This window comes from Shewanella sp. SM32 (assembly GCF_025654235.1).
Taxonomy (GTDB): domain Bacteria; phylum Pseudomonadota; class Gammaproteobacteria; order Enterobacterales; family Shewanellaceae; genus Shewanella; species Shewanella oncorhynchi.
The window spans coordinates 40,705-62,600 of record NZ_JAKKRO010000020.1 but is presented as its reverse complement, the minus strand read 5'-3'; the positions used below and the strand labels follow the sequence as shown (position 1 = coordinate 62,600).

General features: G+C 43.6%; 24 protein-coding genes and 4 tRNA genes. 17 read left to right on the top strand and 11 right to left on the bottom strand.

Features of this window, described 5'->3' with window-relative positions; genetic code table 11:
- Window positions 1-19: 19 nt before the first annotated feature.
- The 9 genes from L5M10_RS10520 (at window position 20) to L5M10_RS10480 (ending at window position 7,017) form a co-directional block, all read left to right on the top strand.
- Entirely contained in the window at window positions 20-466 is a 447-nt protein-coding gene (locus L5M10_RS10520) for a nuclear transport factor 2 family protein (RefSeq protein WP_263255242.1), read from the top strand.
- Window positions 466-1,266 (top strand): SDR family NAD(P)-dependent oxidoreductase, encoded by an 801-nt coding sequence (locus L5M10_RS10515; protein ID WP_263255241.1) that lies wholly within the window; start codon window positions 466-468, stop codon window positions 1,264-1,266. The genes L5M10_RS10520 and L5M10_RS10515 overlap by 1 nt, the downstream gene beginning before the upstream one ends.
- Window positions 1,263-2,513: an NAD(P)/FAD-dependent oxidoreductase gene (locus L5M10_RS10510; RefSeq protein WP_168823032.1), complete on the top strand. Its 1,251-nt coding sequence runs from the start codon at window positions 1,263-1,265 to the stop codon at window positions 2,511-2,513. Before L5M10_RS10515 ends, L5M10_RS10510 begins: the two co-directional genes overlap by 4 nt.
- Window positions 2,510-3,334, top strand: coding sequence for a DUF1365 domain-containing protein (locus L5M10_RS10505; protein ID WP_263255239.1), 825 nt, complete (start codon window positions 2,510-2,512; stop codon window positions 3,332-3,334). Before L5M10_RS10510 ends, L5M10_RS10505 begins: the two co-directional genes overlap by 4 nt.
- 1 nt (window position 3,335) lies before the next feature.
- Window positions 3,336-4,610: an SAM-dependent methyltransferase gene (locus L5M10_RS10500; RefSeq protein WP_263255238.1), complete on the top strand. Its 1,275-nt coding sequence runs from the start codon at window positions 3,336-3,338 to the stop codon at window positions 4,608-4,610.
- Window positions 4,611-4,701: 91 nt separating this feature from the next.
- Window positions 4,702-5,283 carry a DUF2878 domain-containing protein gene (locus L5M10_RS10495; RefSeq protein WP_263255237.1) on the top strand — a complete coding sequence of 194 codons (582 nt, stop codon included), beginning with the start codon at window positions 4,702-4,704 and terminating at the stop codon, window positions 5,281-5,283.
- 94 nt (window positions 5,284-5,377) lie between these two features.
- Window positions 5,378-5,992, top strand: coding sequence for a chalcone isomerase family protein (locus L5M10_RS10490; RefSeq protein ID WP_263162111.1), 615 nt, complete (start codon window positions 5,378-5,380; stop codon window positions 5,990-5,992).
- The gene (locus tag L5M10_RS10485) at window positions 5,980-6,525 is read left to right on the top strand and encodes a DUF3833 domain-containing protein (RefSeq protein WP_263255236.1); all 546 of its coding nucleotides are present in this window, start codon (window positions 5,980-5,982) and stop codon (window positions 6,523-6,525) included. The genes L5M10_RS10490 and L5M10_RS10485 overlap by 13 nt, the downstream gene beginning before the upstream one ends.
- Before the next feature lie 264 nt (window positions 6,526-6,789).
- Window positions 6,790-7,017 (top strand): hypothetical protein, encoded by a 228-nt coding sequence (locus tag L5M10_RS10480; protein WP_113939410.1) that lies wholly within the window; start codon window positions 6,790-6,792, stop codon window positions 7,015-7,017.
- Window positions 7,018-7,100: 83 nt separating this feature from the next.
- Here L5M10_RS10480 and L5M10_RS10475 read toward each other — a convergent pair whose 3' ends face one another.
- Window positions 7,101-7,445: a DUF3634 family protein gene (locus L5M10_RS10475; RefSeq protein ID WP_105251862.1), complete on the bottom strand. Its 345-nt coding sequence runs from the start codon at window positions 7,443-7,445 to the stop codon at window positions 7,101-7,103.
- A gap of 153 nt (window positions 7,446-7,598) precedes the next feature.
- Between L5M10_RS10475 and L5M10_RS10470 the strand changes: the two genes are divergently transcribed.
- Window positions 7,599-7,784, top strand: coding sequence for a hypothetical protein (locus L5M10_RS10470; protein ID WP_105251863.1), 186 nt, complete (start codon window positions 7,599-7,601; stop codon window positions 7,782-7,784).
- A gap of 437 nt (window positions 7,785-8,221) precedes the next feature.
- On the opposite strand, the gene L5M10_RS10465 is transcribed toward L5M10_RS10470, so the two are convergent.
- The 4 genes from L5M10_RS10465 to L5M10_RS10450 all read right to left on the bottom strand — a co-directional run bounded on the left by L5M10_RS10465 (window position 8,222) and on the right by L5M10_RS10450 (window position 9,266).
- Window positions 8,222-8,297: transfer RNA gene (locus L5M10_RS10465), tRNA-Thr, on the bottom strand.
- Between the two features lie 7 nt (window positions 8,298-8,304).
- Window positions 8,305-8,380: transfer RNA gene (locus L5M10_RS10460), tRNA-Phe, on the bottom strand.
- Window positions 8,381-9,080: 700 nt separating this feature from the next.
- A tRNA-Thr gene (locus tag L5M10_RS10455) sits at window positions 9,081-9,156 on the bottom strand.
- Window positions 9,157-9,190: 34 nt separating this feature from the next.
- Window positions 9,191-9,266 (bottom strand) — tRNA-Phe (locus L5M10_RS10450).
- Window positions 9,267-9,655: 389 nt separating this feature from the next.
- On the opposite strand from L5M10_RS10450, the gene L5M10_RS10445 reads away from it, so the two are divergent.
- Together L5M10_RS10445 and L5M10_RS10440 are read left to right on the top strand one after the other, a co-directional pair.
- The gene (locus L5M10_RS10445) at window positions 9,656-10,207 is read left to right on the top strand and encodes a cytochrome b (protein WP_198572673.1); all 552 of its coding nucleotides are present in this window, start codon (window positions 9,656-9,658) and stop codon (window positions 10,205-10,207) included.
- Window positions 10,208-10,211: 4 nt separating this feature from the next.
- A complete protein-coding gene (locus L5M10_RS10440) occupies window positions 10,212-10,787 on the top strand; it encodes a YceI family protein (RefSeq protein WP_028761297.1) in 576 nt (191 codons plus the stop codon).
- Window positions 10,788-10,874: 87 nt separating this feature from the next.
- Here L5M10_RS10440 and L5M10_RS10435 read toward each other — a convergent pair whose 3' ends face one another.
- Both L5M10_RS10435 and mutY read right to left on the bottom strand, forming a co-directional pair.
- Window positions 10,875-11,153, bottom strand: coding sequence for an oxidative damage protection protein (locus L5M10_RS10435; protein WP_011788659.1), 279 nt, complete (start codon window positions 11,151-11,153; stop codon window positions 10,875-10,877).
- Window positions 11,154-11,155: 2 nt separating this feature from the next.
- Complete coding sequence (gene mutY, locus L5M10_RS10430) at window positions 11,156-12,262, bottom strand: A/G-specific adenine glycosylase (RefSeq protein ID WP_263255235.1); 1,107 nt, start codon at window positions 12,260-12,262, stop codon at window positions 11,156-11,158.
- 200 nt (window positions 12,263-12,462) lie between these two features.
- Here mutY and trmB point away from each other — a divergent pair, with 200 nt between their 5' ends.
- The 5 genes from trmB (at window position 12,463) to L5M10_RS10405 (ending at window position 16,867) form a co-directional block, all read left to right on the top strand.
- Window positions 12,463-13,179, top strand: coding sequence for a tRNA (guanosine(46)-N7)-methyltransferase TrmB (gene trmB / locus L5M10_RS10425; protein WP_263255234.1), 717 nt, complete (start codon window positions 12,463-12,465; stop codon window positions 13,177-13,179).
- A 48-nt stretch (window positions 13,180-13,227) separates the two neighbouring features.
- Complete coding sequence (locus L5M10_RS10420) at window positions 13,228-13,554, top strand: YggL family protein (RefSeq protein ID WP_028761293.1); 327 nt, start codon at window positions 13,228-13,230, stop codon at window positions 13,552-13,554.
- Complete coding sequence (gene glsB / locus L5M10_RS10415; protein WP_113939414.1) at window positions 13,554-14,468, top strand: glutaminase B; 915 nt, start codon at window positions 13,554-13,556, stop codon at window positions 14,466-14,468. Before L5M10_RS10420 ends, glsB begins: the two co-directional genes overlap by 1 nt.
- A 183-nt stretch (window positions 14,469-14,651) precedes the next feature.
- Window positions 14,652-15,473: a YggN family protein gene (locus L5M10_RS10410; protein ID WP_263181276.1), complete on the top strand. Its 822-nt coding sequence runs from the start codon at window positions 14,652-14,654 to the stop codon at window positions 15,471-15,473.
- Window positions 15,474-15,925: 452 nt separating this feature from the next.
- Complete coding sequence (locus L5M10_RS10405; protein ID WP_006082526.1) at window positions 15,926-16,867, top strand: LysR family transcriptional regulator; 942 nt, start codon at window positions 15,926-15,928, stop codon at window positions 16,865-16,867.
- Between the two features lie 663 nt (window positions 16,868-17,530).
- On the opposite strand, the gene L5M10_RS10400 is transcribed toward L5M10_RS10405, so the two are convergent.
- The 4 genes from L5M10_RS10400 to L5M10_RS10385 all read right to left on the bottom strand — a co-directional run bounded on the left by L5M10_RS10400 (window position 17,531) and on the right by L5M10_RS10385 (window position 21,871).
- The gene (locus L5M10_RS10400) at window positions 17,531-19,378 is read right to left on the bottom strand and encodes a DUF885 domain-containing protein (protein WP_263181277.1); all 1,848 of its coding nucleotides are present in this window, start codon (window positions 19,376-19,378) and stop codon (window positions 17,531-17,533) included.
- 152 nt (window positions 19,379-19,530) lie between these two features.
- Window positions 19,531-20,697 (bottom strand): radical SAM family heme chaperone HemW, encoded by a 1,167-nt coding sequence (hemW, locus tag L5M10_RS10395; RefSeq protein WP_263181278.1) that lies wholly within the window; start codon window positions 20,695-20,697, stop codon window positions 19,531-19,533.
- Window positions 20,697-21,314 (bottom strand): RdgB/HAM1 family non-canonical purine NTP pyrophosphatase, encoded by a 618-nt coding sequence (gene rdgB, locus L5M10_RS10390; protein WP_263181279.1) that lies wholly within the window; start codon window positions 21,312-21,314, stop codon window positions 20,697-20,699. Before rdgB ends, hemW begins: the two co-directional genes overlap by 1 nt.
- Window positions 21,315-21,436: 122 nt before the next feature.
- Window positions 21,437-21,871 (bottom strand): DUF4426 domain-containing protein, encoded by a 435-nt coding sequence (locus tag L5M10_RS10385; protein ID WP_263255233.1) that lies wholly within the window; start codon window positions 21,869-21,871, stop codon window positions 21,437-21,439.
- Window positions 21,872-21,896 lie beyond the last annotated feature (25 nt).

Below are 21,896 nucleotides of genomic sequence, written 5' to 3'. Positions count from 1 at the left end.
GATCAGGAGCAATAACAAGATGACAAACCAAGCGACGACTGAGACTAATACGCTTGTTGATGATTTTATTCAGCTTTATCAAGCTTTGAATAAAGATAATTTGCATCTGTTAGCTCAGGTTTACGACGACAATATTAGTTTTACCGATCCTATGCATCAAATCACAGGGCTAGCGTCGTTAACTCAGTACTTCGCGAAGTTATATAAGAATGTTAAGCATATTCAGTTTGAGATCAAAGAAGTGCAGCAGGATGCGAATCAAGCCGCGCTGTTTTGGCAGATGCAATATAGCCACCCTAAGTTGAATAAAGGCGGACTTATCCGTGTTGATGGCATGAGCCAACTTAAATTCAACGACAAGATTTATTTTCACAGGGATTACTTCGACTTAGGGCAAATGTTGTATGAGCATTTGCCTTGTATGGGCGGCCTTATCCGCTTACTCAAAGACAGGGCGGCAAAGTAATGGACGCTGTTAAGCCGATGAAAATAAATACAGTGCTGATTACAGGTGCAAGCTCAGGCATTGGATTGCAACTGGCGCAAGACTATTTAGCTTTAGGTTGGCACGTCATTGCCTGTGGCCGCTCCCAAGAAAGGTTAGAGGCGTTAGCCTTGAATGAACTCTTAGGTGCTACGTTGTTTATCTTCGATATATCCCAGCGCGACCAAGTTCAACAAGCTGGCCAAAATGTAGCTGAGCTATTGGTGAAAACCGATTCTCAGCTCGATTTGGTCATTTTGAATGCGGGTAGTTGTGAATATATTGATGATGCTAAGGACTTCGATGATGTGTTGTTTGAGCGCGTTATCCATACCAATCTAATTGCAATGGGATATTGCCTCGGGGCATTTTTACCTTTAATGCCAAGGGGTTCACGTATTGGCTTAATGAGTTCTAGTGCTATTTATTTACCTTTCCCTCGCGCTGAAGCTTACGGCGCCTCTAAAGCCGGCGTGCAGTATTTAGCCTCGAGTCTTGCGCTCGATCTTGCCAAGAACGACATAGGCGTGAGCTTGATTTGCCCTGGTTTTGTGGCGACACCACTGACCGCAAAAAATGATTTTTCTATGCCAATGCAAGTGAGTGTACAAACCGCTTCTAAGGCGATACGTAATGGGCTGAAAGGTGGCAAGCGCGAGATCCATTTTCCGCGACGCTTTACTTATCTATTGAAGTTGATGTCGTTTTTACCTGCCTTTGTGTGGCAAAAAATGATTGCAAACGATACTCAAGCCAAGCAGCTAAAGGACAAGAGTTTATGAAAAATATCGCCATCATCGGCACCGGCATTTCTGGATTAACCTGCGGCCATCTATTAAGTGAGTCGCACAGGGTTACAGTGTTTGAGGCCAATGACTATATCGGCGGCCACACGGCGACAGTCGATGTGGAGCATCAAGGGCAAACCTACGCTATAGACACAGGTTTTATCGTGTTTAATGACAGAACCTATCCACGATTTGAACGTTTATTAGCTCGCCTTAATGTCACCATATTACCGACTGAGATGAGTTTTAGCGTGCACAATGCGCTGACTGGGCTTGAATACAACGGCCACAATTTAGGCAGTTTGTTTGCCCAAAAGCGTAACCTCCTGAATCCACGCTTTTGGGCCTTTTTAAAAGAAATTTTGCGCTTCAATAAAGGCTGTAAGGCACTCTATCAACAGGATATTTATCCCGAAGGTAACTTAGGTGATTATTTAGACAGTGAACACTTCTCACCATTTTTCGCTGAACATTACATTTTGCCCATGGGTGCGGCGATTTGGTCTTCGAGCATAGAAGATATGCGCGCGTTTTCGTTGAAGTTTTTTATTCGTTTCTTCCAGCACCATGGTTTATTAAATGTCAGTGATAGACCCCAGTGGTATGTGCTAAAGGGTGGCTCGCGTAGCTATATTCCTGATCTTATTGCGCCCTTTAAAGACAATATCCGCCTTAACTCACCTGTGACAGGTATTGAACGCCATGGCAATGGGGTGAAGTTACAAGTTCACGGTGAATGGTTGGAATTCGATGAGGTGATTTTAGCCTGTCATAGCGACCAAGCACTGCGGATGTTAAACGATCCTACGCCAACAGAACGCGCCATTTTAGGCGACCTCAGCTACCAGAATAACGATGTGGTGCTGCACATGGATACGCGTATTTTACCGAAGCGAAAAGCCGCTTGGGCGAGTTGGAACTATCGATTAGATGGTAACCTAAAACGTCCAGCGTCAGTGACTTACAACATGAACATACTGCAACAGTTGCCAGCCAATGCGCCGACCTTTTGTGTCACCTTGAATCAGTCAGAGTTGATTGATGAGTCGAAAGTGATACGCCGCTTCAATTATGCCCACCCAGTGTTTAACGAAGCCAGTCTTAAGGCTCAGGGCCGCCGTGAGGAAATATCCGGGCAAAATCATACTCATTTTGCTGGCGCCTATTGGCACAATGGTTTCCATGAAGATGGCGTTCGCAGTGCACTTGATGTGTGTGCCCATTTTGGTGTCAGCCTATGACAGGTTTAAATGTGACAGGTCTAAATATGACAGAGCTCAATAGCGGTATTTATTACGGCACTGTATCCCACAGCCGTTTTACACCGATTAAACATAGCTTTAGTTATGCCATGGCGCTGTTGGCGATTGATTTAGATGAAGTCGATAAGATCAGTGCCATGGGGCGAGTTTTTGCCAGCCAGCATCGCGCTTTATTAAGATTCAATCCTAAAGACTATTTAACTTCTTTTACGACTAAATCCAATGACAGCGGTGAAGTGGCTGTTGTCGATCCGAGCGCAGCTGCACTCAAGAGTCGCGTATTGACTCAAGTGGCAGCGTTAGGCGCAGATAAGCTGTGTGATCGAGTTTTGTTTGTGGGTCAGATCCGCCATTTTGGCGTGTATTTTAGCCCAGTAAATTTCTACTTTTGTTATCAGGATCAAACGCCTTTATACATGTTGGCCGAGGTGAGTAACACGCCTTGGGATCAGCGCCATTGCTATTTAGTCGATTTAGCCGCGCCCAAACCTTCTGACAAAGTGTTTCACGTGTCTCCCTTTATGACTCTCGATATGCGTTATCTCTGGCATGTGTCTGCGCCGAGTGAAGACTTAAACATCGGTATTGAAAACAAGTCGATGCAAGAGAATGGCAAAAAACTGTTTAATGCCAATTTAGTGATGAAACGCCAACCGATCACGGCGGCCAATTTACGGACGCTTTTGTTTCGCTTCCCTTTTATGACTCTCAAGATCTTCTTCGGGATTTATTGGCAAGCGCTAAAACTCTTTTTTAAACGTGTGCCCTTTGTGCCGCATCCAGCTCAGATGGAGAAATAACATGGAAAATACGGCTTCGCAAACCTCAGTCACCACAGGGAAACTGCCCGACAGTATTGCGCGTAAAGTCTTGCTTAAGGTGCTTGAAAGTCTCCCACATGGCTGCTTGACCTTGGTTGAGGGCGACAAGAGTTATCGTTTTGGTGAGAGTCATAGCGATTTACACGCCACGCTTGTGGTTAAACACCCGAGTTTTTATCGTCAAATCATGCTTTCAGGCTCCATTGGTGCGGGTGAAGGTTATATTCAAGGCCATTGGACGAGCCCTGATCTCACCAAAGTCGTACAACTGTTTGCCCGTAATTTAGCCTTACTCGATAAGATTGAAGCCAAATTCTCTTGGTTAACCGGCACGATAAACCGTGTGAAGCATGTGCTGAATCGCAATTCTCAAGAGGGCTCAAAGCGCAATATTCTTGCCCATTACGATTTAGGTAATGCTATGTATGAGCAATTCCTCGACCGTGAAATGTTGTATTCGAGTGCGCTTTATCCCCATGAGGAAGCCAGTTTGCAGGAAGCGCAGTTGTTTAAGCTGATGACTATTTGTGAGCGGCTCGATTTACAGCCGGGTCAAACCTTGCTTGAGATTGGTACAGGCTGGGGCGCGCTGGCTATTTATGCGGCTAAGCATTATGGCGTGCACGTGACAACAACAACGATTTCAGATGCGCAATACGCCTATACCAAAGCCCGTGTCGAACGCGAAGGGCTAAGCGATAAAGTGACGCTGCTGACAGAGGACTATCGCAATCTCACCGGAGAATACGACAGGGTTGTTTCTATCGAGATGATTGAAGCTGTGGGGCATGAGTATTTACCAGGCTTCTTTAAAAAGCTGGAAACATTGTTAAAACCCAATGGGCGCATGCTGCTACAGGCGATAACGATTTCCGATCAACGTTATGACAGCTATCGCAAAAGTGTGGATTTTATTCAGCGTTATATTTTCCCCGGTGGCTGCTTACCCTCAGTGAGCCAAATGGTCGGTCACATTGCCAAACAGACGGACATGGTGGTTTGGTCGCTCAATGATATGGGGCTCGATTACGCTAAAACCTTAAAACATTGGCATAAGAATTTTGATCATGCGATAGGCGAAATCCAAGCTTTAGGTTATGGCGATGATTTTATTCGGATGTGGAAATTTTACCTAAGTTATTGTGAAGGTGGATTTTTAGAACGTACCACAAGCACAGTGCATTTAGTGGCTGTGCGTCCGGACTATCGCATTGCTAGCCATAATCTCCCAAGCCATAGCCCTAATGCGATGTAATCTGTTTTGATTAAGCAGTCACTTTAGTGGAAATAACCATTTTCGTTGGAATGAGCCGCTTTGTTTGCAGCAAGATAAAAGTGAGGCAAAGATGAAGTCCATGTTAGCTAACTCTCGGGTTCCTTTTAAACATCAGGGCTTTATTCTCTATAACGCCTTGAGTTTTCAGGCTGTGTGGTGGTCTAGCGTACTTTGGCTTAACACCTCACTATTATTAACTATCCCTTTGTTATTATTTCACTTTATCCTGCTAGCTTCCTTAGGTAAGCCCGAGTATCGCAAAGTGGATTTGCTATTGATGCTAAAGGTTGCAGCCTTAGGAATAGGTGTAGATACCGTACTCTCTGTTTTAGGGGTGTTTGAGTTTGCTCTTTTCCCTTGGTGGCTTGGTTGCCTGTGGCTGCATTTTGCTTTGACTCTGAATCATAGTTTGGCCTTTATGCGACCTTTACCGCTGATATTTCAGGCGTTACTCGGGGGCATTTTTGGCGGGTTAAGCTATTTGGCTGGCGCACAATTTAATGCCGTGAGTTTGCCCTATGGTAATGTCATTTCTGCTGTGGTGTTATTTTTGGTTTGGCTAGTCTTGCTGCCATTTTTAATCCAACTTGCTAATCCCTATGGATTTAATCGAAGCACTAAAGCGCGTTCTTTTACTGTGTTTGGGCGTTAATTATTGAGTTGTAGGAATTGATCGCGGTTAAGTCATTATGCCGTTTTTAGTTAAGTACCTGTTGTAAGACATCATGCAGTAAAAGGGGGATCCCATGTCGTCAGTTCGTAATCGTAGCCCAAATCTTGGTTTTTCATTTTTGAATTCAAGCTGCTTAAGTCTATTGGCCCTTAGTTTATTGGCCGCACCTTTAAAAGCGTTAGAGGCGAAAACGCCTGATTTTGAAAACATTACTATCGAACTGAATGATGCCGCCGATGTGACGCAGACTTTTCAGGAAGTGGGCCGCGGAGAAATGGATTGGCTGTGGTTTAGTTTGTATAAGGCGAGACTGATGACGGTAAATGGCCGTTATCAACAGGGGCAATATCCTCTGCTGCTAGATATTGAATATTATCGAGATATTGAGTCAGAGGATTTGCTCGAAGCGACAAAAGATCAATGGCAGCATCTAGCGTTTGCCGAAAATGATATCCAACGTTGGTTGGGTTTATTAAATGCGACTTGGCCCGATGTGAAGCAGGGCGACCATTTAAGTTTTAAGGTGATAGATGGACAAACGAGTCAGTTTTTCTTTAATCATCAACCACTCGACATTATCAATGATGCTAATTTTGCTGAGGCATTTTTAGCGATTTGGTTATCGAAAGACACTAGCCGTCCGAGTTTACGGGCGCAATTACTCGGAGAAAAACCATGCGATTGTTGAAACGGCTTGTCGGCCGAAAGTTATTTTTAGGTTTAATAATGATAGGGCTGTTGTCGAGTTGTTCATCGGTGGAAGTGACTGATTATAAAGATACTCATCCGACATTGGTTTTGGAGTCATTTTTTAATGGGCCATTAAAAGCCTCTGGGGTCGTACATGATTTTAGTGGCAAAGTAATTCGCAAATTCAATGTCATTATGGAAGCCAGTTGGCAGGGAAGTGAGGGAGTCATTAATGAATGGTTTGTGTATGATGATGGTGAAACTCAAACTCGTGTGTGGCGCATCAAGGCACTAGGGGAAGGGCGATACTCAGGAACTGCAGGTGACATTATCGGTACTGCCGATGGCCAATCTAGCGGCAGTGCGCTACGTTGGAAATACGATATGTTATTGCCTGTGGATGGTGAGGAATATCAAGTTCATTTCGACGATTGGATGTTCTTAGTGAATGATAATACCATTATAAATCAGAGCGATATTATTAAGTTTGGCATCAAATTTGCTAAAGTCACTTTAGTTATTCAAAAATAGTCTCAGCAATTTTTAGTTAAGTTGGCTTACCCCAGCTTGTCTTGGATTAACTCAGTTGATTAAGACTTAAATTGGCTTAAACAGTATAGCTTGGCTAATAATCCCCTTTTTTCTGCATTAAAGTGTTGAAGTCAAGCCAAAGTTGCAGCTAGGCATTTTTGCTAGTGGCATAAGTGATATATGGGGGTAAGGTTATTGCAACCCATTGTTTAAATTTAATTAATCTGAGCTTAAGTCTAAGTCTAAATAGATAGGGGGTAGTCGATGAAAAAACACGTTGTTTTATGGGGAGTATTTTTAAGTCTGTCGTTAACTGCTTGTTCATCTTTTGACTTTAAGTTTGAGGATCATTCTGAGAAACAAGTCGATCCTCATCAACCCGCAAGCGATCCTATGGTGCAAGATAATGAACGTCGTATTCGAGATGCGAGAAAAGACGGTCAGTTAGAATCCGATTTTCTAAAACCTAGGTATCCAGTTAAGTTTAAATAAGAAAATGCCTTAGGAACTCACTTCAACCTCAATACTTAACTATCAATAGCAAGTATTAAGGTTGCTAGGGGAGAGGCGAAGAACTAACCCGCTTGACGACTGTTATCTATCGATTTTTTGTCATAATATTCAAACGGAAACAGATTACGAATCCTTTGCTTCACATTGTCACTCACGTTGGCAGAAATATGTAAGCGTACATCTCCTGATTTTTCAGCCCTAACAGTACAAGTCAGTTTTTCGGTTTTAGCGATTTGGCGACATTCCCGTTCGAATCGTTCGGGGATCTTGCCCTTATGCTGAGTCATACGGCCATCTTTAAAATGCATTTCAAAAATAGTCAGACCTTTCTTGCCACCAAATATCAGTTTGTAAACGAGAAATATACCAATAGCGACAAAAATGAGTTTGAAAATATCGGCTGTCATAACGCCTCCTATCTTATGTTTATAGAACCAAGATACTCCCGAGTTAGTTGTTTTAACAGTGCGCTAACGCGCAATTTTGAATTGGCAATAAAATGATTCCAGCCTAGACTTAACTGGCTAAGGAAAAGTAACCCCTCAGTTAAGGAAAACGCCATGTACTTATCAAATGCAGATCGTTGGTCATTATTGTGTAAGAAGCAAATCGATGTTATCGAAAAACTTGCTACACATTTCCCCGAGAGAAAAGCACATCTAAGTGAGCTCACTCAAGGGTGGCGCCATGTTCAACATCAAGTTCAAGCAGGTGATAGGCCTATGCCACTCGAGCTCATCAAATAAGCACGATTGAGTCATTTGGAACTAGATAGTTTGTATAAGAACGCAAAGCCACTCAATAATGAGTGGCTTTTTTATGTGGCGAATATAAAACTATCATTTATAGGGGTAAAGGATTAAGTGATTGTCTGTTGCATGAAGTCAATAAATTATCTTAACGCTCGATTTGAGCGCTTATTGTGCCAGTATTGAGGGCGCTATCGTTATTATTGAGGAAAGTCAGTTGTGTTTTGCTTTGAAACGATTCAAATTTCAGATACAAAAAAGCCACTCATTGAGTGGCTTTTTTGTTTTATATGGTGCCGGCACCAAGAGTCGAACTCGGGACCTGCTGAAATTATCGAGAGTAAGTCAGTTGCGCTTTGTACTGAACACTTCAAATTTCAGATACAAAAAACAGATACAAAAAAGCCACTCATTGAGTGGCTTTTTTGTTTATATGGTGCCGGCACCAAGAGTCGAACTCGGGACCTACTGATTACAAGTCAGTTGCTCTACCAACTGAGCTATGCCGGCTAAATTGTGGTGCCCGAACCCGGAATCGAACCAGGGACACGAGGATTTTCAATCCTCTGCTCTACCGACTGAGCTATTCGGGCAACTAACTAAGCGTTAGTTAACTACTTCAAACTAAGTCGTAAAGACCTTGTTCGTTCGAAGTGCGCGTATAATATAGTGCTCGCTTTGGCTGTGCAAGCCCTTTTTAAATGACTGATTAACTATTAAACAAAAATCGAACATTTATTTGATTCTTCCACTTTTCTCATATTGAGTCGCTGAAAGTTTCAGCACTTTAACGCCAGTAGGTGTTCCTTATGGCTGTTTATCCTAACTTCCTCATTCATTTATCTGCTATTGGGGAGATAAAAATTAAGGTTTAAGCTCATCTATTGCAAGCAAAGGGCAGTGGCACACTTTGGGTATTGTCGAGCTTTGATTGATGGCTGATATTTATGGGATGTAACTAAGCGGAGCAACTAAGAGTAAGCGAGTGGCTTCATTGTTTTATATAGTGCCGGCGGCACCAAGAGTCGAACTCGGGACTTATTGGTATTATTAAGAGTAAGTCAGTTGTGATTGACCACAGACTTTGTTGGTTATTATTCAAATTTCAGATACAAAAAAGCCACTCATTGAGTGGCTTCGTTGCTTTATATGGTGCCGGCACCAAGAGTCGAACTCGGAACCTACTGGTATTATCAAGAGTAAGTCAGTTGCGATTGACCACAGACTTTGTGAGTTATTATTCAAATTTCAGATACAAAAAAACCACTCATTGAGTGGTTTCATTGTTTTATATGGTGCCGGCACCAAGAGTCGAACTCGGGACCTACTGATTACAAGTCAGTTGCTCTACCAACTGAGCTATGCCGGCTTAAATCTTTACTGCAATTTTTAGTACAGAATAATGGTGCCCGAACCCGGAATCGAACCAGGGACACGAGGATTTTCAATCCTCTGCTCTACCGACTGAGCTATTCGGGCAACTAAACTAAGCGTTAGTTAACTACTTTGAACTCGTTGGCTAAGCCGCATCGTTCGAAGTGCGGCTATATTAGCTAGGGTGTTTGACCTCTGCAAGTGCTTTTTCCCGATAAATCACTCGTTCGGCTGTTTAATGCACATCTTGAGTGTTTTTTATCTCTTATTTTGCGAATTCAGCTCAATTTCATTCGTTGGCTGTATTTTTCAAGTCAGAGGGATACTGATGTTTACTATAGCTTTGTGCTCACAGATCATGATTTTTGGCTTACTTTCTAAAATTTAGAAAGATATAAGCGATTTTTACTGATTTTAGTTTTTAAATTTAGATTTATGATAATGAATATTATTTCATGGATAGCATGAAGAAAACGCGAGTACGGAGTCGCAGTATGTTTCGAAATAGTCAGTTTGCTTATGGAATTACCGCCATTGTGACCCATTGGTTGAGTGCGTTCGTCGTGATTGGGTTATTTGCAGTCGGTGTGTGGATGGTGGAGTTAACCTACTACAGTACTTGGTACAAGACTGCGCCGCATCTACATAAAAGTATTGGGATTCTGTTATTGGCTGCGACAATATTTCGTTTGGTATGGCGCTTAGTTAATCCCAAGCCTGTACCTGAGGCGAGTCATAAACCGTGGGAAAAGACGGCCGCACATTTGGCGCATTTTATTATTTATGTCTTGCTCTTTGTCATTATGACTGCTGGCATTTTGATCTCAACCGCAGATGGCCGTGGTATCTGGGTGTTTGATTGGTTTGAACTACCAGGATTGGGACTTTTGTTTGAAAACCAAGCTGATATCGCGGGTGATATTCACCAGTATGCGGCTTACAGCTTGATCGCGCTGGTCGTTATTCACGCGGCGGGCGCATTAAAACATCACTTTATCGATAAAGACACTACCCTACTTAGAATGATTAAATTTAAACGAGGATAATACAATGAAAAAGCAACTGTTAAGCGCACTGATTGGTGTATCTCTATTGGCTCCTGTGGCGGCTTCAGCTGCTGACTATGTGATTGATCATGAAGGCGCTCACGCTTCTATTACATTTAAAGTGAATCACTTAGGTTATAGCTATGTGGTGGGGCGTTTTAATGATTTTAGCGGCGATTTTAGCTACGATGCGGCTAAACCTACTGCGATGAAAGTGAATGTCACTGTGAATACATTAAGTGTCGATTCAAACCATGCTGAGCGTGACAAACATATTCGCGGTGAAGATTTCCTTAATACTGGCAAATTCGCTAAAGCGACCTTTGCATCTACTTCGGTGGAAGATAAAGGAAATGGCGATTTAGTGATTAACGGCAACTTAACTTTAAATGGTGTGACTAAACCATTAGCGATCAAGGCCCATGCTGTGGGTGAAGGTCAGGATCCTTGGGGTGGCTACCGTGCCGGTTTTACGGGCACAACTACCTTTGCGATGAAAGACTTCGGTATCAAGATGGATTTAGGTCCAGCATCTAGCCATGTTGAATTAGATCTAGTGGTTGAAGGCGTGCGTAAGTAACTCTTTATTCTGCCATTTAGATAAACAAAAAGCGCCGAAAGGCGCTTTTTTGTAAACTTTATACTTAGGGCCGACTAACGACCAGAATTAATCTTGGTCTTTTTCTGGTACAAAACCTTCAATTTCAACATCTTTACCTTCAAATAGGAAAGAGGTCATTTGTTCTTCGAGAAATTTACGATCATCAACATTCATCATGTTGAGTTTTTTCTCGTTGATCAGCATGGTTTGCTTTTTTTGCCATAGGCCCCAAGCTTCTTTGCTGATGTTATCAAAAATGCGCTTACCTAAATCACCTGGATACAGTTGAAAGTCTAGGCCGTCGGCTTCTTTATTTAAATATACGCAATTGACTGTACGCGCCATGATTATTCCTTACTGACTGCGGATTGAAAGAGTGATCCCAAATTGGCTAGCACGCGCTCGGTGGCGGCGGCGAGTCCCACTTTGGAAGGATGACTTATGTTATACCAGAGAGACTGGTTTTGTTCCATGACAGCGCCCACGCTCTCTTTATTGCCGAGGGTTTTATCGCCGTGAGTTTTATCTAAGTTAAGCATCATGGGCTGAATATCTAAATGGAAGTGGCTAAATGTGTGTCTAAAGCCAATTAACCATTCGAGTGGTTGCCCAGCAAACCCTTGCTCTTCAAGATGAGTTTCAAGGGCGGCTTGGGTAGCGAATTCAGGGAAACACCAGAGCCCGCCCCAAATTCCCGCTGGCGGACGTTTAGCTAGAAAGACTTGGTTGTCTTGCATCATCACTAACATCCACGCCGCTTTGGTTGGTATGGTTTTTTTAGGCTTTTTGCCAGGGAAATCGGTTTGTCTGCCAATCAGTTGAGCTTTGCAATCAATCGCTACAGGGCAAGCGGCACAGTTAGGTTTGCTACGAGTGCAAATACTGGCGCCGATATCCATCATGGCTTGATTATATTTCTGAATATCTTGCTGCGGTGTGAAGGCATCCGTCAGTTGCCAAAGTTGCTCTTCAACCGTCTTTTGCCCTGGCCAACCTGCGATTGCCCCATGTCTTGCTAATACACGTTTTACGTTGCCATCGAGAATGGGGTGATGTTGCCCAAGTGACAATGACAATACTGCGCCTGCCGTCGAGCGGCCGATGCCGGGTAGTGCGAGCACTTGTTCAAAATGTGTTGGAAATAATCCCTGATAATCATCGCGGATTATTTTGGCTGCTTTATGCAGATTACGCGCCCTAGCGTAATAGCCAAGACCGGTCCAATGATGTAATACCTCATCGTCTGGCGCGTTAGCAAGTGCTAACACATCGGGAAAACGCGCCATAAATTTAAGATAATAGGGAATAACAGTCGCAACCTGAGTTTGTTGCAGCATGATTTCAGAAACCCATACGCGATATGGGGTTTTATCTTGCTGCCAAGGGAGGGTTTTACGACCGTGATTGTCGTACCAAGAGACGATACGTGTAGCGAAGGAGGCTGTAGATTTCATCGGCGCAGTGTAGCGGCAGTTATCTTCTTAGACAAGCGTCAAAGATAAGTTGGCAAGGGCTCTAAAGCTAAAAATCGCTGCTAAATTCGCACTCTTAAATAATCTTGGTATACTTTCGCCCCATTAGTGCTTGCACTGTATGTTGAACTTTGGATAATGCCCTTCTTTTATGATGGTGTTGTCCACTAGACGAGGCAAAAATGAGCGAAGTCACTACCGCTGAATTTAATGAAGAAGGCAAGTATCTGCGCAAGATCAGAAGCTTTGTCCTGAGAGAAGGTCGCCTAACCAAAGGCCAAGCACACGCTATTGAAAGCCAGTGGCCAACAATGGGTTTAGATTACAGCCCAGTGCCATTGGTACTAAGCGACGTTTTTGGTCGTGAAGCTGATACTGTGCTGGAAATTGGCTTTGGCATGGGCGCCTCTTTAGTACAAATGGCTAAAGATGCACCAGAGCAAAATTTCATTGGTATTGAAGTACATAAACCGGGTGTAGGCTCTTGCCTCAGTGATGCCGCCATTGCTGGTGTGACTAATTTACGTGTGTATCATCACGATGCCATGGAGGTATTAGAACATGCGATTGCTGACGGTTCATTAGCCCGAGTGCAATTGTTCTTCCCAGATCCTTGGCATAAAAAACGTCACCATAAACGCCGCATCGTACAAGCTGAATTTGCCGAACTTATTCGTCGCAAGCTAAAAATTGGCGGTGTGTTCCATATGGCCACTGACTGGGAAGGGTACAGCGAGCATATGTTAGAGGTGATGCAAGTCGCTCCGGGTTATCAAAACCAGTCGGCCGACGGCAGTGTGGTGCCGCGTCCTGATCATCGTCCATTGACAAAGTTTGAAGCCCGCGGCCATAGACTGGGTCACGGTGTATGGGATCTGATGTTTGAGCGTATCGCTTAATCACGAACTCAATTTTAGCTAATTTTAAACACAAAAGGGAAAATCACTATGGCAACTAATCGTAGCCGTCGTTTACGTAAGAAAATGCGCGTTGATGAATTCCAAGAGTTAGGTTTCGATATGGCTTGGACTTTTGATGCATCAGTATCTGAAGCCGATATCGATGCAACTGTAGATAAATTCATCGATGAAGTGATCGAAACCCGTAAATTAGGTTTCCATGGCGGCGGCCACATCGAATGGGAAGGCATTATCGCCACCCAAACGATTGGTAAATGTACCGAAGAAGATATTGCTGCAGTTAAGGCATTCTGGGCGACCCAAAAAGTGTCTCAGGTTGAAGTTAGCGAACTGTACGACATTTGGTGGGGTTAATGCCCGAGTTGGCATTACTTGAGGAAGTGGTCGAGAAAGTTCGACCCTTGCTCGGCCAAGGAAAGGTTGCAAATTATATCCCCGCACTGGCCAGCGTTGATGCTGGCAAATTAGGCATTGCCGTCACAACCGTTGATGGCGAAACCTTAGGTGCGGGCGATTACCTTGAGCCGTTTTCGATTCAAAGTATCTCCAAAGTTTTCAGCTTAACCTTAGCATTAACTTTATATGAAGAAGCCGAAATCTGGAGCCGTGTTGGCAAAGAACCTTCGGGCCATTCATTCAACTCTTTAGTACAAGTCGAGTTAGAACGTGGCAAGCCGCGCAACCCATTTATCAATGCTGGCGCGTTAGTGATTGCTGACTTATTGCAGAGTCGTTTAGGTGCACCTAAACACAGAATGCTTGAGTTAGTCAGGCAATTAAGCCAAAACGATAAAGTGTGTTTCGATAAACAAGTAGCAGATTCAGAATATCAGCATAGTGCGCGCAATGCGGCTATCGCTTATTTGATGAAGTCCTTTGGTAATTTTCAAGGTGATGTTGATACTGTGCTGCGCACCTATTTTCATTATTGCGCCTTGAAGATGAATTGTGCTGACTTGTCTAAGGCCATGTTGTATTTGGCTAATCGCGGCAAAAGTATCACAGGGACTGAGCTTATTTCTCAAGTGCAAACTCGGCAACTTAACGCTCTGTTGGCAACCTCAGGCTTATATGATGGTGCTGGTGAGTTTGCTTATCGTGTTGGTATGCCAGGTAAAAGTGGCGTCGGCGGCGGTATTATTGCCGTGATCCCTGGAGAACTGTCGATTTGTGTATGGTCGCCAGAACTCGATAATAATGGCAACTCACTTGCGGGCACAGCGATGCTTGAGCATCTCAGTCAGCGTCTCGGTCGTTCTATTTTCTAGTCTTATCTCTCGTTTTTTATTAGCACTATCAGACTAAATGTTAGCGAATTTCGCTAATGACCTTTTAGTGCTAACTTTAAAAATCCAACATAATCATATCGTTATAAAGTTGGCATGTCTCCTGCTATAAGCTATTCAGTAGTTTAGGTTTATCGAATTATTCAGATTAAAGGACGAACAAAAATGAAATTAAATAAGTTATTAACTGGATTTGCATTATCTGGCGTGATTTTAGGAGCATCTAGCGTACAGCTGGCGCAAGCACAAACAGAGCCAAAAATAGATGAGCGCTGTGAAGTCTCCTTAAATTATGACGTTATGGTCGAGCCTAAAAAATTGGTCATGAGCGAGAAGGGCACAGAAAAGTATCGTATCGAAGTTGACAAGTTATTTGTGGAAGGTAAGCAAGTTAACTTAACCGACAAGCAGAAAAAATTGGTTACTCAATATGCCGATGAAGTTTCGACTCAAGTGCCAGAAGTGATTGAACTGGTGAATGAGGCAGTATCTCTTGCTTCCAAAGCTGTTGGTATGGCCTTAACACCTTTAATGGGTGATGCTGCTGGTGCAAAATTTGATGAAATGATGGCTGGCATTCAAAAGCGTGTTGATTCAGTGGCTTACAAGAATGGTGATAGCTTCTATTTAGGGGCGACTGAAGACTCGATGCAAAGTACATTTAACGATGAATTCGAGCAGGAAATGGAACAAATTGTCCAGAATTCAATTGGCGCAATTATGATGAACTTAGGTGGCCAAATCATGTCTGGTGGCGGTGAAAATTTTGAAGCCAAGATGGATACCTTCTCCAAAAAAATGGACAATTTAGGCCAAGATATTGAGCAACAAATTGAGAGCCAATCTAAGGGATTAGAAGCTAGGGCTGACCGTTTGTGCGACCGATTTGAAAATCTGTTAGTGCTTGAAAATCAATTGCGCCAAGAAGTACCAGAACTCGCGCCTTATGTGTTGACACAAAACTCAACCAAGGAACTGCGTGAATAGTTCTTGCAAATAGTTCTTGTAAATAATCCTTGCGAATAGCCCTTAGTTTTAACTGTAATAACTTCTATCTCCTTGTGCATGAGTCAAACTTGAATGCTACGCCCCTAGTCAATTTATCGACTAGGGGCTTTTTTATTGACTACTGTTTAATCGTGGCGACAACCCTTATGGCTAAGTTGATGTGGCTTATAGGCTAGGCTTGCAGCGATTTAGTTCGGAATGTTACAGTCTAGAGACGAATATTTGGTATACTCTTAAAATATAATTAAAAGCTGGCATATCAGTCAGATATAACCCCCTACTTTAGTGGACTTTTTCGGTCTAAATCTCTGCGTTATATCATTTTGATGCGAGATATCAATGCTATGGTTATTTTTAAGCGATGATTACGCTAACCATAGCTGCTCACCGAAAGTTAATATCATTGTCGTAAACAGCTTAAGGCGACTTCCATGTTAGAACTGTTAGAACCTATTGCGATTTTTACTCATGTGGCCAGAGCAGGTAGTTTTAGTGCCGCCGCAAGAAGGCTTGGGATCTCTAAGTCTAAGGTCAGTACACAAGTCGCCGATCTTGAACATAGACTTGGTGTTCAATTAATTCAACGTACCACCCGCAGCTTAAGCCTGACTGAAGCAGGGCATTTGCTGTATCTGCAAGGTGAAGAACTGCTGCGTGACGCTGAACAAGCGATAGCCAGCGTGCATAACTTAAATGATGCGACCCGCGGCGTGCTCAAGGTGGGGATTTCCCAATCCTTTGGGGTGATGCATATCATTCCTGCGTTGCCATCTTTTATGGCAAAACATCCTGAGCTTGAGCTACAAGTGAGCTTACTGGACCATAAAGTGGATGTCGTGAGCGAAGGCTTAGACTTACTGTTAACTATGTCTGAGCAATTACCACTTGGCATGGTTGCTAGACCTCTGATGAAGTGCCAATTCCTGTTAGTTGCTTCGCCTGGCTATATTGCTCAACATGGCGAGCCAACTCGACCTGAGCAGTTAGTTGACCACAACTGTTTGGTCTATCAAGGCGAGTGGCACGAGCACAGCATGTGGCAATTTAAGAAGGGTGATGACTACTGTGAAATTGGCGTATCGGGTAATTTCAGGGTGGATAATGCGCCTGCATTAAAATCTGCTGCAATCAGTGGTCTTGGAGTTGTGTATCTTGCGAGTTATTTGATGGAAGATGAAATTGCCAAAGGGACATTAGTGCCTTTACTGAAGGATTGGCAATTGACCCACCATCTGCCATTGCAGGCGGTTTACCCCCGTCGTAAGCACTTAGCACCTAAGGTCAGTTCTTTTATCGAATTCATCAAAGATCACATAGGAACGCCACCGTATTGGGATGCTCCCTATGTAGAATTATTCAGTAAACGTCAGTAAAATAGGAAACATTGTTCTTAAAAGCAGTCTTATGCGATTTTAAATTGGGCAGGCACTTTTCTAGTCATTTAAAATCAATGCTTTAGATTGAGTTGATGAGTACATTTGTTGATGGTTTTTTAGGGGTTCCTAAAGCACTTTTTTATAACATCCTTGAACTCTGTTCTTAATTGAATACAATGGGTAATAGTTGATTCGGAATGACCTGAGTCCTATACATTTATTGGAAATGACCCCTTTCAATTTTTGTATACAGGTCGGCGTTAATGCAGTTTTGGATCACAGCCAACAGAAGTTTGAGAACTAAAACAATGTTGGCTCTTTAAACCATCATCCTAGTTTTTGGTTTACCTCAGCCTTATCGCTGAGGTAATTTTTTTATTGATGGTTTGCAGCCTTGAGCACAAGTTTTGTCTCCCTGTACCCTAAAGTCGCAACTGTGTGTTAAATGATGTGAAGGCGAGTGCTAAAGCATATATTAATGCAACAAATATAGTGACCCACAGTGAGAAGGGTTCTGTTATCTAAAGAGATAATGGTACCAATAAAAAAGCCACTTTCGAGTGGCTTTTTTATTGGGCGTAGCTATATATGTCGCTTTAGTCGTGAAGCAGGTTAACAATGCTTCACGACTCAGCATTAAGGCATTAAAACATTAGGGTATTAGGCCTTCTTACTGGCTATCCAGAGATCGACTTGTTGTTCTAACACATCCAGTGGCAATGCGCCGTTAGCAAGTACTAGCGTATGGAAGTCGCGGATATCAAATTGACTGCCAAGCTGTTGCTCTGCTTTATGTCTTAGCTCTAGTAGTTTAATCATACCTACTTTATAAGCTGTCGCTTGCGATGGCATGACGATATGGCGTTCAACCATTTTCACCGCATCCGATTTAGCATTTGGCGTATTATCCACGTAATAGGCAATGCCTTGCTCGCGGGTCCATTTTTTTGTGTGGATGCCAGTATCAACGACTAAGCGACAGGCACGCCACAACTCCATTGCTAGGCGACCAAAGTCAGAGTAAGGATCGGCGTAGAGTCCCATTTCTTTTGGGAAAGATTCGCTATATAAACCCCAGCCTTCAATATACGCGGTATAGCCACCAAACTTACGGAACTTAGGAATATTTTGCAGTTCTTGGGAAATGGCGATCTGCATATGGTGACCCGGAATACCTTCGTGGTAGGCCAGCGCCTCCATTTGGTATTTTGGCATGGCTTTCATGTCATATAGGTTTGCATAGTAGCTACCTGGACGAGAACCATCCGGTGCTGGTTGTTCATAGAAGGCTTTACCAGCAGATTTTTCTCTAAAGGCTTCAACCTGCTTCACTACCATGGCGGCCTTAGGTTTTACTTTGAACACTTCATCCAAGCGCGACTTCATATTGTCGATGAACTTAGTCGCCTCAGCTAAATAGGCGGCTTTGCCTTCGGCGGTATTGGGGTAGTAGAACTGGGGATCATCACGCATAAAGCTAAAGAATTGCTGCAAATCGCCTTTAAAATTGACCTTCTTCATGATGGCACGCATTTCATTGTGAATACGTTCCACCTCAGAAAGGCCTAAGTCATGGATTTGATCGGCGCTCATGTTTGTCGTCGTAGTACGTGCCAAGGCATTATTGTAATAGGCGACTCCGTTAGGGAGTTTCCACGCACCATCGCGGTCATCAGCTTTGGCTGCTAAGGTTTTTACGTAACTGATGAGTTTGTTATAGGCGGGCTCGACTTGAGTAACGAGTGCTTGCTCAGCCTGTTGAAGCAGTGCTTGCTTTTCCGTTTCTTTAATCGCTAATGCGTTCACTTTACGGCGAAAATCTGCGAGTAACGCGCTGTCGTCGCCCTTATCAAAAGGCGCGCCTTTGATGATGTTTTGGCTGTCTGAAATCACATAAGCGAATACGAACTTAGGCGCGATAATGCCTTTATCTGCGCGAACGGCTAATACTGTCTGTAGTTGATTTAAGCGTTTGGGAACGCCATTCAAGCGGCTGATATAGGCCATAGCATCGCTGACATCTGTGATTTGATGTTGGTTAATCAAGAAGGAGGCGATCATAGAGTGGCCGCCATACATTTGGTTTACAGGATAATTATGATAGCGCCATTGGTCATCTTCGATGTCATTTTGCAGATTTTGTTTTAGTAAGGTAAGGCTGAGGTTTGTTTGTGGATCGAGCTTGGCCGCATCAATCTGATTGACCCGCTCCAGTTGTTTTTTTGTGCGCGCTAGGGTTTTATCATCGGCGGCATCACCCAGTTCATCCCATTTATCATAGTCTTGCTTGATCCCCATATAGGTCTGCGAAATGGGGCTCGCCATGATGTTTTCCATGAAGATGGTTTCGAACAGAGCATTGGCTTTTTCTGATTCGGTTTGCGCTACTGCATTCACAGGTTCGCTTGCACTGTGTAAGGCTGGCGCAGTTGATGCTGCATACGCGGGAATGGTCAGTAGAGCTGAAAGGGTCAGTGCGACTAAGCTGATTTTAGTTTTTATTGGCATGATCAGGCTTCCTAGATTGATTTGCATCAATACTAAAGAAGCGGAACAAGAATGTATGGATATTAGTGTTAGAAAATGTGTTAGCAGTAATAGTGTTAAACGGCACTATTTGTTACTAACACATTATTTATATATATGTTTTAACGGCTAACTCAGCAAAATTGTGTCAGTAAATCATTAACAAACATATGACCTTTACTGGTTAATTGCCAATGTTCAGCGGATTCTGTGAGTAAACCGCGTTGTTTGGCCTTTTCCATTCCTTCGGTCAATGTGTCTCTGTGTTGTCCGGTACGCAGTTCAAATTCTTGCTTAGGAATAGGTGTCATCAGACGCAGGCGATTCATTAAATATTCGAGCGCGCGGTCTTCCTCTGCAACTTCAATCGATTCGAAGGTGTAGTTGTGGGCACTCAGATATCCCTTGGGATGTTTAATTTTTACTGTGCGTATGATGCGGTTTTCTTCTGGCAGCGTCACTTTGCCGTGGGCGCCACAGCCTATGCCTAGATAATCACCAAACTGCCAGTAGTTGAGATTGTGCCTACATTGGTAACCTGGTCTTGCATAGGCGGATATTTCGTATTGCTCATACCCTAATGCGGCCAGCTTTTGTTGACCTTGCTCATAGATATGCCAGAGCGCTTCGTCATCGGGCAGCTGTGGCGGTTTTGAGTGGAATAGGGTATTGGGCTCAATCGTTAACTGGTACCAAGATAGGTGTGGCGGATTCAGCGCCGCTGCCGTGTCGATATCGGCCATAGCTTCAGCAAAGCTTTGATTGGGTAATCCATGCATTAAATCGAGGTTAAAACTCAAGTATCCCGCTTGGCTGGCTTTTTGAGCGGCGACTTGTGCCTCGTTTTGATCGTGAATACGTCCAAGTAAGTTGAGTTTATCCTTAGAAAAGCTCTGCACCCCGATAGATAAACGGGTGACGCCCGCTGCACGATAGGCACTAAAGTCATCGTGTTCTAAAGTGCCAGGGTTGGCTTCCATAGTGATTTCGATATTGTCACTAAAGGGAATTAGCGCATTAGCACCATCGAGTATGCGTTTGATTTGTTTGGCATCGAATAATGATGGCGTGCCGCCACCGATAAAGATGGTATGGAGCTGCCGCCCTTGGACGAGATGTAAGTCTTGGCGTAAGTCTTCCCATAGCGCATCAACATAGGCTTCTTGTGGCAGCTCACCATTTTGACCATGGGAGTTAAAGTCGCAGTAAGGACACTTTTGTACGCACCAGGGAATATGGATATACAGACTGAGTGGCGGCAGTTCGAGCTTCATCGCAGTAGTCACAGCAGTTGACGACATTATTGTGCATTCCCGCCAGTTAACACGCCTTGGGCTTGCATGGCGGCGATGAGTTGCACTAGGGCTTTACCGCGATGACTTAAGGCATTTTTCTCTTTGCTGCTCAGCTCTGCCGCGCTACATTGATAATTTTCAGGGATAAAAATCGGATCGTAACCATGGCCATTGGCGCCGCGTTGGCTAAAGTCGATTTGGCCTTCCCATGAGGCTTGGCAAATAATCGGGGTAGGGTCTTTCGCATGGCGCATATATACCAGTACGCATTGGAATCTTGCCCCGCGAGGTGCTGGCTGGTCTTTTAACGTCTCCAGTAGTTTCAATACGTTGTCTTGATCTTTGGCATTTTCGCCCGCGTAACGCGCTGAATAAATACCTGGAGCGCCTTGGAGTAAATCCACTTCTAAACCCGAATCATCGGCAATGGCCGCAAGTCCGGTGATTTCGGCGGCATGCCTTGCTTTGATAATGGCATTCTCTACAAAAGTGGTACCCGTTTCTGCTACTTCGCTGACATTAAACTGGCTCTGCGGCAGTACAGTGACACCGTAGCTTGCGAGTATTTGATCAAATTCGGCAAGTTTGCCTTTATTACCGCTGGCGAGGACGATTTGTTGCATGGAATACCTATCATAAATGGGGCGACGTGCGTTGGCACTATGATACCCAAGCTCAATAGTAAAGGACAGGGAAAGGGGTTGGCGCTACAGGAAAGCAACGCCAACAAAGGTATAAAATAGGTTTATTCAACGTAGAATTTTTGCTTGAACTGTAAGTTCGTGTTCAGTTGATTGCCATATTTAATTGCGATATTGAAGTTGATTTCTTGATCATCGCGGTAGGGCACTTCGGCAATGTAATAAATCGCATCACCTTCGCGGATCTCTTTAAACGTTAGATTGATTCGCGCATCTAACAAATTATTAGCAACTCCAGTAATTTCAACGGGTACTGCGGGCTTATTTGCTTCGCTAATATCTAATACGGCAATATTGATGATGCCAGTGTAGCTACTGCGCTTAATGCCATAGGATTTGGCTATGCTAGGCGTTAAAAATGTACTGCCAAGTGCTATGTAATGAATATCAAAATTGCCGACAGTTTCTTTTTGCTCGGCATTTGCAACACCGCAAAGGCTGGCCGTGAGGGCTAATACAGCGAGAAGATTACGGAACATGATGGGATACCTCATATTAGAGAAT